At 42.6% G+C, this 13903-nt stretch carries 9 protein-coding genes and 1 pseudogene; 5 read left to right on the top strand and 5 right to left on the bottom strand.

Annotated features, from left to right (window positions below):
* Positions 1-2: 2 nt before the first annotated feature.
* Together rlmD and dgt are read right to left on the bottom strand one after the other, a co-directional pair.
* A complete protein-coding gene (rlmD, locus tag ACWPW6_RS05455) occupies positions 3-1334 on the bottom strand; it encodes a 23S rRNA (uracil(1939)-C(5))-methyltransferase RlmD (RefSeq protein WP_250000161.1) in 1332 nt (443 codons plus the stop codon).
* A 257-nt stretch (positions 1335-1591) separates the two neighbouring features.
* Complete coding sequence (dgt, locus tag ACWPW6_RS05450; RefSeq protein ID WP_163860832.1) at positions 1592-3115, bottom strand: dGTPase; 1524 nt, start codon at positions 3113-3115, stop codon at positions 1592-1594.
* Positions 3116-3236: 121 nt separating this feature from the next.
* On the opposite strand from dgt, the gene mtnN reads away from it, so the two are divergent.
* Complete coding sequence (gene mtnN / locus ACWPW6_RS05445; RefSeq protein WP_154623406.1) at positions 3237-3929, top strand: 5'-methylthioadenosine/S-adenosylhomocysteine nucleosidase; 693 nt, start codon at positions 3237-3239, stop codon at positions 3927-3929.
* 70 nt (positions 3930-3999) lie between these two features.
* A complete protein-coding gene (gene btuF / locus ACWPW6_RS05440) occupies positions 4000-4833 on the top strand; it encodes a vitamin B12 ABC transporter substrate-binding protein BtuF (RefSeq protein ID WP_154623407.1) in 834 nt (277 codons plus the stop codon).
* Positions 4834-4867: 34 nt separating this feature from the next.
* Here btuF and erpA read toward each other — a convergent pair whose 3' ends face one another.
* Positions 4868-5212 (bottom strand): iron-sulfur cluster insertion protein ErpA, encoded by a 345-nt coding sequence (gene erpA / locus ACWPW6_RS05435; RefSeq protein WP_154623408.1) that lies wholly within the window; start codon positions 5210-5212, stop codon positions 4868-4870.
* A gap of 222 nt (positions 5213-5434) precedes the next feature.
* On the opposite strand from erpA, the gene hemL reads away from it, so the two are divergent.
* On the top strand, positions 5435-6724 hold the full coding sequence (hemL, locus tag ACWPW6_RS05430; protein WP_154623409.1) for a glutamate-1-semialdehyde 2,1-aminomutase: 1290 nt from the start codon (positions 5435-5437) through the stop codon (positions 6722-6724).
* A gap of 235 nt (positions 6725-6959) precedes the next feature.
* On the opposite strand, the gene mrcB is transcribed toward hemL, so the two are convergent.
* On the bottom strand, positions 6960-9473 hold the full coding sequence (gene mrcB / locus ACWPW6_RS05425) for a bifunctional glycosyl transferase/transpeptidase (RefSeq protein WP_250000159.1): 2514 nt from the start codon (positions 9471-9473) through the stop codon (positions 6960-6962).
* Between the two features lie 370 nt (positions 9474-9843).
* On the opposite strand from mrcB, the pseudogene ACWPW6_RS05420 reads away from it, so the two are divergent.
* A pseudogene (locus ACWPW6_RS05420) lies at positions 9844-10538 on the top strand (beta-eliminating lyase-related protein).
* Between the two features lie 26 nt (positions 10539-10564).
* On the opposite strand, the gene hrpB reads toward ACWPW6_RS05420, so the two are convergent.
* Positions 10565-13060 carry an ATP-dependent helicase HrpB gene (gene hrpB, locus ACWPW6_RS05415; RefSeq protein WP_250000157.1) on the bottom strand — a complete coding sequence of 832 codons (2496 nt, stop codon included), beginning with the start codon at positions 13058-13060 and terminating at the stop codon, positions 10565-10567.
* Positions 13061-13119: 59 nt separating this feature from the next.
* Between hrpB and sfsA the strand changes: the two genes are divergently transcribed.
* A complete protein-coding gene (sfsA, locus tag ACWPW6_RS05410) occupies positions 13120-13830 on the top strand; it encodes a DNA/RNA nuclease SfsA (RefSeq protein ID WP_154622202.1) in 711 nt (236 codons plus the stop codon).
* Positions 13831-13903: the final 73 nt, after the last annotated feature.

The raw sequence follows: 13903 nt of genomic DNA, 5'->3' as shown, positions 1-13903 counted from the left end.
TGTTAACCCTCTGGGCTATTGATAAATAGCGCCATTGATTCCAGATGGCTGGTATGTGGAAACATATCCAACATCCGCAATTGTATTAACTGATATCCAGCCTCAAGCAAAACTTTGCTATCCCGCGCCAAAGTGGTGGGGTTACAAGAAACATAGACAATTTTTTCGGGCATCAGTTTAACTAAATGTTCCATTACACCAGCGGCCCCTGCTCGAGCAGGGTCTAAAAGCACTTTATTAAACCCTTCAGTTGCCCATGGTTGTGTATGGATTTGCGCCTCTAAGTTTTCATTATAGAAGGTCGCATTAGCAATTAAATTGCGCTCAGCATTATTCTGAGCTTGTTTGACTAAATTTTCGACACCTTCAACCCCAATGACTGATTTTACCTGCCTCGCTATTGGTAAGGTAAAATTTCCCATACCGCAAAATAAGTCTAAAACACGATCATGAGGGCTCAGCTCAAGCCATTCAAGAGCTTGGGTAACCATTTTTTGGTTAATTTCACCATTAACTTGTATAAAGTTTAATGGACTAAACTGCAAGGTTTCTCCAGCCACTTGATATTCAGGTAAAACGGCGGTTTCACTCAGTGGCTGTAAGTGATGATCCTCCCCTGCTAACCAAACAGAGACCCCATACACGCTTTCAAAATGCTTAAGCTGTTGTTTATCTGAAGATGCTAAGGGGGCAAGATGGCGAAGTAACACGATCAGGCTATTATCCGCACGGATCAGTTCAACATGGCCAAGTTTTGGAGCTACTTTTAACTGATTTAAACAGTCAGATAACGGTTGGAGCAGCTTATCAAGATCATGATGTAACACTGGACACTGTTTGATGTCCACCAGTGTATTCGATTGAGTTTGACGGAATCCCATCAAAAGATGCTGACTTTTGTTATGGTATTGCAGCCCTAGACGCGCCCGACGACGATAACCATAAGGCTCACCAAAAATAATCGGCTTCGCTTCTTTTATCACGCCTGTTTCACGCGCGATCAAGTGTTGCAATGCTTGTGCTTTGCTTTCTCTTTGTAATGAAATATCAACATGTTGCTGCTGGCAGCCACCACATTGATTGAAATAACGGCATTGCGGCTTAACGCGTTGTGGACTGGTATTGAATCGTTTAATGACTTTGCCCTTTGCAAAGCGACTTTTTTCCTCAACCAGTTCGACCTGAGCCTGTTCCCCAGGTAGCACCCCCGCAATAAAAATAGCTTTGCCATCAGAGCGCGCAACGCCTTGGCCTGAAGCATCTAAACTATCAATTGTAACCGTTATTTGACGGCGTTGGGTGGTACGGCGGTTTGGCGAGTAAAATTGGGCCATAATTCGTCACTACGAGGCGTTAAGTTTTAGAAGATAATTTTGTTTGCTTTCTCTGTTTCAAAAAAAGCGCTATTTACTCGCATGTTAGATGTGAAGTAAAAAGCGCGCCTATAATAGCAGTTTTTTTGCCAAGATGAGTTATCACTTTTTCACTTAACGTATATTTTTTTATTATTTTGTTCTTTTTTATCAACTTATTTCTAAATAAATCGCTGCATTTTCCGCCGAAAATCCGCTTATGGCGCATAAATAAACATTCAATTAGACACCGTACTTTTACGGTACTCTTCATAGGCATAATGATCAGTCATTCCACTGATATAATCCTGAATTAACCGCGCTCGGTAGTAAAATTCAAGGATCGATCTTTCTACTTCATTGGTTGCGCAGATGCCTTCAATCGCTTCACTGTATGACAATCGATGTTTATTAGAGAGCTTATGAAATAAACGCGTCTCGATAAAAAATTGTTTATGGTAGTTATTTTCAACTAATGAGGCGAAATCGTTTCTATCTAGCATCAATAATGGACGGTAAAAATCTAGCAGCCCGCCGATAATACGATAACCTTGCAGCTCAAGCTCTTCCACCTCGTGATGGCTGAAAACATGCTTGAATGCCACCGTTTTCAAAACCTTTAGTAGCCGATGTTCTGGGCTTTTATCTTCGAGTAACGCACTATTAAAACGTCCTGCATAGATTTCAGGGAGGTTTTGAATAAAACGCTGAGCACTGTAACGAGCCAATTTGCTAGTAATATTGACGCGTAAATACATAAAGAATTGGTCTTGCTGAATACGTCTCGTATGATTATCACTGATGTTATTAAAAGCACTCATGATTGTTTCATCAAATAAGTCACCTTTTTTGACCGTTCCCCACTCTGCTTGTAAATAATCAATTAATTGCTCAACGGTAAAAATACCTTTTTCCGCCGCATCATCTAAATCAGCAATACAGTAAGAGATATCATCAGCAGCTTCCATGATATAAGAAAGAGGAAAACGGCAATATTTCTCCATATCAAGCTTTTGGCTTAGTTCATTAATAAAATGTAACTCAGACCAGTAATAACCGGGCTTTTTCATTAAATAATCAAACTGTTCAGGAATAGGCTCGAGATCATAAGCGCCACGGGTATACTTCAGAATTGCCCCAACCTGAGCATAAGTCAGGTTCAATTTCAGCAAGCGATGAACCATGCGTATTCCTTGTGCATTCCCTTCGAAAGAGCACAAATCCTGTTTTAATTGCCGACGGAATAGGTCGAGTCGCTCATCCCCTGTCAAACGCATTGCCGCAATCCTGCAAGGATCTGGAGATTCAGGAGTGAATTGATATTGAGGAGCAAGAAGCTGGCTAAACCAACTTTGGATTGCCGCTTCACCAAAGTGCCCAAAAGGCGGATTACCAATATCATGCATCAAACATGACATTTCCACGAGGCTTTCAAAAGCATCACAACGTTCCTCTAAACCATATTTCTCTAACAAATTTTTCTTTTTTAGTTCATGTAAAACGGTTTTGCTGATATAACGCCCAACTTGCTGTACTTCTAATGAATGAGTCAAACGGCTACGTACAGCGGCATTTTGTTCTAATGGAAAAACTTGCGTTTTTTGCTGTAAACGACGAATTGCTGCTGAATTGATGATACGCCCTCTATCGCTCTCAAATTGACGATTGACCGCATCTTCATTGTGAGCTGAGATTTTAGGGCTTTTCGAACTATTATAGTTCCGTTGATAATTCAGTTTAGTCAGAAAATTAATTGCGCTCACGCCAACTCCTCATCCTTTCTGTACAGACTAAAATAAAAGGCAGAGAAAATAGGCCGTTCAATGCTACACTTTAGCCATCTCAACCTTAAGTGTCTAATTAATCAACAGCGAGTATGACATAATGAAAGTCGGTATCATAGGTGCAATGGAGCAGGAAGTTGCCATCCTGCGTGAACAAATTGAAAACTGCCAAACAATTAGCCGCGCTAGCTGCGAAATTTATACAGGAAAAATTAATGGCGTTGATGTTGCACTACTAAAATCAGGTATAGGTAAAGTTGCAGCAGCAATCGGTACAACTTTACTCCTCGAACATTGCCAACCGGATATTGTGATTAACACGGGGTCTGCTGGCGGTTTAGATGCCAAACTTAATGTCGGTGATATCGTGGTTTCAACCGAAGTTCGCTATCACGATGCAGATGTCACTGCTTTTGGCTATGAATATGGTCAAATGGCACAATGCCCACCCGCCTTTATTGCAGATGCAAACTTGATTAGCCTTGCCGAAAAATGTATTCAGCAGCTAAATATGAACGCGGTACGCGGCCTTGTGTGCAGTGGTGATGCCTTTATTAATGGCTCAGAGCCTTTAGCGCGCATTAAACAGCATTTCCCACATGTTGCCGCAGTTGAGATGGAAGCAACCGCTATCGGCCAAGTTTGCCACCAATTTGGGGTGCCGTTTGTCGTTGTACGAGCCATTTCAGATGTAGCAGATAAAGAATCGCACACCAGCTTTGAGGAGTTTTTACCTGTTGCAGCACGTCAATCATCATTGATGATAGCGGCTATTTTAGCTGAATTAGCTTAATCTTTTTCAATATAAAAAAGCATAAATGCTTAATATTTATGCTTTTTTTACTTTTAAAGGCAATCATCCCATGAAATGGCCCTTCAATGCATTCAGAGCGATACTGGCCTTATTGCTACTCTTATTTTTTAACTCATCAGTCATTGCAGAGACAAAACATCGTGTGATCAGTCTTTCACCGGCGAATACTGAGTTAGCTTATGCGGCTGGCTTAGGAGAAAGTTTAATTGCTGTCAGTGCCTATTCTGACTATCCGGCTGAGGCTAAACAATTAGAACAAGTGTCTGATTGGCAGGGCATCAATGTCGAACGAATCATTGCATTAAAACCTGATTTGATCTTGGCGTGGCGAGGAGGTAACCCCCAGCGTCCTCTAGACCAGCTCGCCGCTTTAGGGATTCCAATTATCTATTTTGACCCAAATAATATTGAGTCCGTCATTTCTGCCGTAGAACAACTAGCGAATTACAGTCCAAAACCTCAGATTGCAGAACAATCTGTTGCTGGCATGCGTGAACAACTCCACCAATTACAACAACGCTATGCACAACAAGCACAGCCTAAAAAGTCGGTATTTATTCAACTCGGTACCCAACCTCTATTTAGCACAGGTAATAACACGATTCAAAACGATATCGTTTCCCTGTGTGGCGGTGACAATATCTTTAAAAATAGTGCAGTACCATGGCCTCAAGTGAGTCGAGAGCAAGTTCTTGCTAGAAAACCTGAAGTGATCGTGATGAGTGGGGATCCAACACAAGAAAACGCAGTACAGCAATTTTGGCAGACACAACTGCCTATCCCTATTATCCGTTTAAATGAAGATTGGTTTCATCGCGCTGGGCCACGTGCATTATTCGCGGCGCAATCTTTGTGTGAACAACTCTATCCAGACAATAAATGAGTGAGAGGGGGATTCCCCTCTCAACAGGTAGGTTTTAAACGCTGAATGAAGAACCACAACCACATGTCGATTTGGCATTTGGGTTGGTGACAATAAAACGAGAACCTTCTAGGCCTTCAGTATAATCAACGCTTCCACCAACTAAATACTGTAGGCTCATTGGATCAACAACTAAGGCAACACCTTGTTTTTCGATCGTCATATCGCCATCATTTATTTGGTCGTCAAAAGTAAAGCCATACTGGAAACCACTACAACCACCACCGGTAATGTAAACACGTAGACGCAGGTTTGGGTTGTCTTCATCAGAAACTAAGTCTTTTACTTTAATTGCTGCCGCATCAGTAAACTGCAATGGCAGAGCTGCATCATCACTCATTTTGTACTCCAGACCGATCAAGCGGTAATTCAGTGTAAGCAGATAGCCTACTCAGATCAATGAGCTAATTATCCGCCAGCTTAGTCATTGATTCAAGCCCTGTGACATAATTCAACACATTGTGCATAGCAATCAATGGATTTGGTTTAATTGGTTCAGTGCTTTAGAATAGAGCCACTATTTTATTCAGCTTATTTATCAGTCCCTATTCAGGAGCCCTGCATGAGCCAATCTTTAAACCTATATAATGAAGCGCAACAGCTTATCCCTGGCGGCGTCAACTCACCTGTCCGTGCTTTTAACGGCGTTGGCGGTACACCTCTGTTCATTGAACGTGCTGACGGCGCTTATATTTTTGATGTTGATGGTAAAGCTTATGTCGACTATGTCGGCTCATGGGGCCCAATGGTGCTCGGCCATAATCATCCTTCTGTCCGCGATGCCGTAATCAAAGCGGTCAACAAAGGCTTAAGCTTTGGCGCCCCAACGGCTGCTGAAGTTGAAATGGCTAAATTAGTTTGTGAGTTAGTGCCTTCTATCGATATGATCCGTATGGTGAACTCAGGAACTGAAGCGACAATGAGCGCTATTCGACTTGCGCGTGGCTACACCGGCCGAGATAAAATCATTAAATTTGAAGGCTGTTATCATGGTCACGCTGACTGTCTGCTCGTCAAAGCCGGATCAGGTGCATTAACCATGGGTGAACCCAATTCTCCGGGGGTGCCCGAGGATTTCGTTAAACATACACTAACATGTACCTATAATGACCTTGCATCTGTCCGCCAAGCTTTTGAAAATTACCCAGAAGAAATTGCTTGTGTGATCGTGGAACCCGTTGCTGGCAACATGAACTGTGTGCCGCCAACGGCTGAGTTTTTACCTGGTCTACGTGCATTGTGCGATGAATTTAATGCATTACTGATTATTGATGAAGTGATGACAGGTTTCCGTGTTGCTTTGGGCGGCGCACAAGACTACTACAATGTACAGCCAGACCTGACGTGCTTAGGTAAAATTATTGGCGGTGGTATGCCTGTAGGCGCATTTGGTGGCCGCTATGAAGTTATGGAGAAGCTAGCCCCTATTGGCCCTGTATATCAAGCAGGTACACTGTCGGGTAACCCTGTAGCGATGGCGGCAGGATTAGCTTGCCTCAATGAAGTCTCTCAGCCTGGGGTTCACGCTCGACTCACCGAGCTTACCGAAAAATTAGCTCGTGGTTTAGAGCGCGTATCGAAAGAGCAAGGTATCCCACTGGTCATCAACCATGTAGGTGGTATGTTTGGTATTTTCTTCACTGACGCTAAAACCGTCACTTGCTACCAAGACGTCATGAAGTGTGATGTTGAACGCTTTAAAACCTTCTTCCACCTCATGTTAGAACAGGGAATTTATTTAGCCCCTTCTGCATTCGAAGCCGGATTTATGTCAATTGCGCATAGCGATGAAGACATTGAAAAAACAATCGAAGCCGCAGAAGCTGCCTTTGCTAAAATGGCTGCTGCTTAATTTTCTTGCAGCAAATAAAAATGCCCCTTAACTGGGGCATTTCAGACTGCGGACAAACCTATTATATTTGGCGGCAAGTCGAATAGGTTTTGAAAATAAACGAGGAAAATCAATTTATTGATTTTCGGCTGATAACACAAAGCGGGAAAAACCACGCTTTTATCCCGCTTTGTCAACAACCTCAAATGCCCCTTAACAGGGGCATTTTTGATTCTTGATAGCGCAAGAGATTCAATCAATTATTTCCAAACATCTCTTTTACCCAGTCAGGCGCATCATCTTGTGCTGGCTCGGCATGATTATTCAAATCCCACACAGGTTCTTGATGCGAAGACGACTGACATAAAGCATCAGGATTATCTGTCCAGATCGGTAGAACACGGCCACCACCAAACTCTGAACAGTTAAATTGGCCATCTGGCATGACTTTCATATCAACGATCCCTTCAGGAGGACGATTAAACAGAGCCAGTGGGGCTTGGTTATCTAAATAACGTTGATAGACCCTCAAAGCACCAGTTGAACCCGTTAATTGTGTTGGTTCATTGTTATCTCGACCAATCCAAACTATCGCGACTTCTTTACCGTCAATTCCAGCGTACCAGCTATCACGTAAATCGTTTGTGGTACCTGTTTTCCCAGCTAGGTTGTATTTGCCAAACTTGGAGAGTAAGACGCGCCCTGTGCCTTGTTGAACCACTTGTTGCATACCGTATAGGGTGAGATAAGCCGCTTGTGAAGGTATTGCACGTTCCGCAGATGGGTAACTTTGATAAATTTCAGTTCCATCACCATCAATAACAGAGCGCAGCGCAGACAATTTAGCGCGGTTACCATTACCACCGATCGTTTGATATATTTGAGCCACTTCAGCTGGCGTTAGGTTTACAGCACCAAGTAGCATCGCTGGGACTTTTTCTATCGCCGCGGCTGGAGCACCTAAACGAACAAAAATATTCACGATCTGATCAAGGCCGACTTCTAACCCTAAATTGACGGTTGGAATATTTTGTGATTTTGCGAGTGCATCAACCAACATCATTCCACCAGTGAAATTACGGCTATAGTTTCTCGGTTTCCACGTCTGGTTACCGACTTTCACCGATAAAGGTTCATCTTTCAGCCAAGTATTTAAACGAAAACGGTCAGGCTCATTCAATGCGGCTAAATAAACGGGCGGTTTCGCTAATGACCCGATGTTACGGCGAGCATTCAGTGCACGGTTAAAACCAGAGTATTGCGGCTGTGAACCGCCTACCATCGCTCGGACTTCACCGTTAATGCGGTCAACCACAACCATCGCACCTTCAATATCATTTAGCTTACGATCTTTACGTAACTGAGCCACCCCGGCTTCAACTGCATTTTCTGCTGCTGTTTGCGCGACAGGATCTAGCGTGGTAAAGATTTTAGCGCCTGACAGCTCTTTAACTTTATCACCTAATTTTTCACTCAGTTCCTGACGAACCATTTGCATAAAAGCAGGCTGAGAAGCGACCAAACCTTCCCTTGGTTTCACACCTAAAGGACGTGCGCTAAGAACTTGATACATTTCATTGTCGATAACATGGCGAGTTTCCAATATTTTCAACACAATGTTACGGCGTTTTGTCGCGTTTTCCGGTTTCGTCCAAGGGTTATAAGTTGACGCGCCCTGCACCATGCCAACAAGTAGAGCTTGCTGGTCTAAACTTAACTCATTAATTGGGCGTCCAAAATAATACAGACTTGCTAATGGGAAACCACGAATTTCATCATTACCGTTTTGCCCTAAGAAAACTTCATTCAGGTACAATTCGAGAATACGGTCTTTGCTATAGTTGTAATCCAACAACACAGCCATAATGGCTTCGTTAGCTTTGCGCTTAAAGGTTCGCTCATTGGTTAAAAATAGATTTTTTACCAACTGTTGCGTCAAAGTACTGCCCCCTTGCACAGATTTACCTGCCACTAAGTTCGCGACTACTGCTCGACCGATTGAGTAAAGGCTTACCCCATCGTGTTCATAGAAGTAACGATCTTCAGTCTCAAGTAGAATTTTCACCAAAGACTCAGGAAAATCAGACAAAGGTAAAACTAAGCGCTGCTCATTATTAGCCGATTGCATCATCGTGATGAGCTTCGGATCTAAACGGAAAAAACCAAATGAACGGCCATTTTCCATATTTTCGATCTTCTTCAGCATCCCTTGATCAAATACCATACGTGCCAATATCTGACCTTCTTTTTGATCTGGGAAATTAAATGGACGACGCAGAATTTCAATCGTATTGCCTTTTACTGAAAATTCACCTGAATTGGTGATTTTGGTGACCTTACGGTATTGCATACCTTCAAGTAAACGCACCATTTCAGCTTGGCTATAATCCATGCCTGGTTCAAGGTTAACCATTCGGCCATATACAGCAGCAGGTAAATCCCAAACTTTGCCATCAAGGCGTTCCTTGATTTGCTGGTTTAGGTAAAATGCATAAGCGCCAAGTAACACGGCAAGGACAATAAAAATTTTAACGAGCAACCAAAACCAACGCCATTTACTCTTTGGTCGGCGGTTTTTATTACCGTTATTTTTTTTCTTAGCCATTAGCTCGCCCTCTTCATCATCGAGGTCTTGCTCATCAATATCATCGTCATCAAATAACTTTTCATCATAATCATAGTCGTCACGGCGGCGACGTGAATTTAGCTGTTTCTTTTTGGTTGACGGTTTTTTACGTCTACCGATTGGTTCTAAATCTTTACCGGACATGGTCGCTCCATATCACCCAAATTCTGCACTGACTTCCCGTGATTTTGACTCAATATACTCAAGTGTTCACAGAAGAAAGCTCTTAATTACATTTCATTACGTTACCTTGCGAGACATTATTCATCCGTCGCAGATATCTATTAGAGCACAAAACAACCTCATTTCGCACTTATCTTTATCATTCGCTGCATAGGCTCCACTGAATTTTATCCCAAAAATCGCCAGCGACATACCAACACGCCAAAAAAACAAAATGTCTTATAGATTACTAATAAAAAAAGAATATTTTCAACTTTCATAAATTATTTTCTAATCAAAAATAACCAATGAAGTGTTTTTTAAATAATTTATTAACCTGTGGAGTGTTATTATGCTGTATCCAGTAGAACCTTACCGAATAAAGAGTGTTGAAACACTATCAATATTGTCGCGACAAGCAGGCAAAATAAAAATTCATGAAGCTGGCTATAATCCTTTTCTGTTACGTTCGTAAGATATTTACATCGACTTATTGACTGACAGTGGGACGAATACAATGTCTGACAAACCGTGGGCAAGTTTGATGACTGGAGATGAGTCCTATGCTGGCAGTCAAAACTTTTATCAACTTGAACACGCCGTACAGCAGCTCTTTGGATTTAAATAGTCATTCCGACACATCAAGGATGCAGAGCTGAAAAGCAAGCCGCGAATGTTCCTATTATTGAACCTATTGGTGGACATGGCGTCTTTTTAGATACTCGGCGTTTTTGTCCACACTTAACACAAGATCAATTTCCAGCACAAAGCTTATCTGCAAGTATCTACCTTGAAACCGCTGTACGTACCGTGGAACGCGGTATTATCTCGGACGGACGAGATAAAAAAACAGGGAAAAACCTTCGACCAGCATTGGAAACCGTTCGTTTGGCCATCCCTCGTAGAGTCTATACCTATGCACATTTAGATTGGGTTGCTAACGGTATTATTCACTTATACCAACAAAAAGAAAAAATGAAAGAGCTTAGATTTACCTATGAACCCAAGCGGTTACGCTTTTTTACAGCGCGTTTCGAGTATATTTAGCGCTGTATTTTTCTATTCGCATTCATTTAATGCTTTTCAATATTATTTAGCGCTTTTTTAGTTTTATTCGTTGGTCGCGTATTAACAGGGTCATCTGGCCATAAATGTTTTGGGTAGCGACCTTTCATCTCTTTTTGTATCTCACGATAACTGCCTTGCCAGAATGCGCCCAAATCTTGGGTAATTTGTAATGACCTCATTGCAGGTGACAATAAAGACACCGCCACAATCACCTTACCATGAGCAACGGTTGGGTTAGAGGCTTGTCCATACATTTCTTGCATACGAATTTCCATCATCGGCGCTTTATCTAAAGAGTAATGAATATTCACAGAGCTCCCTGAGCCTGATAAATAATGTGTCGGTAATGCATCATCTAACCATTTTTTCTGCTGCCAATCTAAACGATGCGCTAAGAGTGCTCCGACATCAATTGCTTGCAGTTGTTTACGATGAGTAATACCTCTGAGATAAGGTGCTAGCCAAGACTCTAACGAATCCAACAAGGTCGCATCATCAACATCCGGCAAAACGACATCAGGAAACCATTGTTTCGCCAATTGGCAACGAATACGTAGCTGGTGAGCAGAAGAATGCCAATCCAAACTACTCAAACCATTCTGGCGTAACCAATGCAACAATGCCTGTTCAATCTGTTTACTATCAGGATTAGTCAATCTTTCTGAATGTACCACTAATTGGCCACATTGCAGCCGCCGCCAAGCTATCAATGTGCCTTTTTGTTCATCCCACTCCACCGTTTCTTGTTGAAAAAATAAATGGGGGCATGCCTCTCGCAAATTGTCTATTTCAATCGCAACCGCTAAGGCTATTTTTGCATCTGCTGAGCTTTCTGGCAGCCATAGCATAGGTGCAATCAGCCATTCTCGACCTGATAATGTATCCTTCTCATCTAACGATGCACCTAACCCACTCGCTAATTGATAACGACCTTGATTATCTCTATTTTTGGCTATCCGATCAGGGAAACCAACGGCTAGCAAAGTAGGTAACCACTCACTAATTAAAGCATGTGCTTTTCCTACAGCAGCCGTCACTTTATGGCCACTCAACAAGGAAGCACGTCGACACCAATTTTCAGTTGGTCTTTCTAAATAGTCGTGAATATCACATCTTCCCTGACGAGGTGGCTCTTCTAAAATAGCCACGAGTAAAGCGGCTAGCTTAACGACCTCATCGTTCTGACTTTGTTGAGCCTGATATAATATCGCCGCTGTCCGCACCGAGCTACCTGACTCGGCCATTCCACGACCTACCGACGTTAATTGCCCATGTATATCGACAGCCTCTAATCGGTACAGTAAATCTTTAGCGGCGGCAATCGCGGGGCGAGGTGGTGCATTCAGCCATTGTAGCTGCTCCGTCTCTTGGCAACCCCATTGCAACAGCGATAACCATAGGGAGCTTAAATCACTGTGTAATATCTCTGCCTCACTGTATTTCGCAGCGCGTTCAGCCTGTTCTTGGCTAAATAAGTGCCAACAAACCCCCGCCTCTAAACGTCCTGCTCGCCCTGCTCGCTGCACCATAGAAGCTTGGCTAATCCTTTGTTTAACCAGTTTAGTCAGCCCCGTTCGAGGGTTAAAAACCCCTATTCGTTCAAAACCACTATCAACGACCAACCGAATGCCTTCAATGGTAAGGCTGGTTTCTGCAATATTCGTTGCTAAAACAATTTTACGCTTCCCTGCTGGCGCGGCTTGAATAGCCAGTTGCTGCTCTTTTATAGACAGTGCACCATACATCGGACATAAAAGTATGTCCTCACTCACTATTGAGGAGAGTTCTGTCAGTGTTCGCTCAATTTCACCTACCCCAGGTAAAAACAGTAACAACGACCCTTTCTCTCTTTGACACAGTTGCCAGACCGCATTAGCGACCTCTTTATGAAATAGTTTATTGCTATTTATAGGGTAAAAATATCGTTCAACGGGGTAAGTACGTCCTTCGGATATCACAATAGGTGCATTTGGGAACAACCGGTTCAACCCTTGGTCATCCAAAGTGGCTGACATTAATAAAATCTTTAAATCATCGCGTAATGCCTGTTGTGTATCCAACAATAGTGCTAGCCCTAGATCCGCCTGCAAACTGCGTTCATGAAATTCATCGAGAATGACTAAACCAATCCCTTCTAACATTGGGTCACTTTGCAACATTCTGGTCAAAACACCTTCAGTCACGACTTCAATACGCGTATTTGAGCTCACTCGGCTTTCCGAGCGCATACGTAGCCCTACTGTGTGACCGATTTCTTCACCTAATTGCTCAGCTAAACGCATAGCAACACTACGTGCGGCAATACGGCGTGGTTCTAGCATGATAATACGCCCCTCAATCACACCACTGTTCAATATAATTAGTGGTAAAACAGTGGATTTACCCGCGCCAGTTGGGGCATGCAGTAGAACTTGGGGTGACTTTTCTAAAGCAGTGAGTAAGGAAGTACTAACGTCATGAATAGGTAACACGCGGATGATAGCTCCAATGAGGTTTAACATTTGCTGATAAAGATTGTAGCATTGCCGATTATTTTCTGAAGACTTATTGCGGAGACGATATGGAGTTTATTCCCCCGTTACAGCCAGCCACACTGATTAAACGCTACAAGCGGTTTTTAGCAGACGTCATCACGCCTGAAGGTCGTGTGATGACCATTCACTGTGCAAATACGGGTGCGATGACGGGTTGCGCGACACCTGGGGATACTATTTGGTATTCAACATCAAATAATACAAAACGAAAGTATCCCCATAGCTGGGAACTCACACAAACCTCGCAAGATCATCTCATCTGTATTAACACGTTACGCGCAAATCAGGTAGTCGCGGAAGCGTTGTCACAAAATAACATTCCAGAATTATCCGAATATAGTGTAATAAAGCCTGAGATGAAATATGGCTCTGAAAATAGTCGTATTGATTTCTTTTTATCTGGTGATGGGTTACCTGATTGTTTTATAGAGGTTAAATCTGTTACTTTACTGGAAAATAATTGCGGTTTTTTCCCTGATACCGTCACTGAGCGAGGACAAAAACATTTACGTGAATTAACAGTAATTGCTAAAGAAAAAAAAAGAGCCATACTGTTGTTTGCAGTTTTGCATACGGGAATCTACGAAGTTTCGGCTGCGGCTCATATTGATAAGCAATACGCAAAACTTTTGGGTGAAGCTATCGAAAATGGTGTCGAAGTTCTTTGTTATCACGTAGATATCAATACACAAAAAATGCTATTGGGTAAAAACATTAAGTTTATAGCTGTTAAATAATGGTCGTTATATCGCTTAACAAAGCGAGGACGAATGGGTTCTGGGGGCTTAAAAAGGAATAAACACGCGCGCC

The organism is Providencia sp. Marseille-Q8014 (assembly GCF_965112055.1).
Note: the sequence above shows the minus strand (reverse complement) of the source record. Positions and strands in the feature narration are given on the sequence as shown.

Excerpts from the sequence above, each read along its gene's own strand:
- rlmD (WP_250000161.1), bottom strand. The coding sequence starts at position 1,334 with ATGGCCCAATTTTACTCGCCAAACCGCCGTACCACCCAACGCCGTCAA.
- mtnN (WP_154623406.1), top strand. The coding sequence starts at position 3,237 with ATGAAAGTCGGTATCATAGGTGCAATGGAGCAGGAAGTTGCCATCCTG.
- btuF (WP_154623407.1), top strand. The coding sequence starts at position 4,000 with ATGAAATGGCCCTTCAATGCATTCAGAGCGATACTGGCCTTATTGCTA.
- erpA (WP_154623408.1), bottom strand. The coding sequence starts at position 5,212 with ATGAGTGATGATGCAGCTCTGCCATTGCAGTTTACTGATGCGGCAGCA.
- hemL (WP_154623409.1), top strand. The coding sequence starts at position 5,435 with ATGAGCCAATCTTTAAACCTATATAATGAAGCGCAACAGCTTATCCCT.
- mrcB (WP_250000159.1), bottom strand. The coding sequence starts at position 9,473 with ATGTCCGGTAAAGATTTAGAACCAATCGGTAGACGTAAAAAACCGTCA.
- hrpB (WP_250000157.1), bottom strand. The coding sequence starts at position 13,060 with ATGTTAAACCTCATTGGAGCTATCATCCGCGTGTTACCTATTCATGAC.
- sfsA (WP_154622202.1), top strand. The coding sequence starts at position 13,120 with ATGGAGTTTATTCCCCCGTTACAGCCAGCCACACTGATTAAACGCTAC.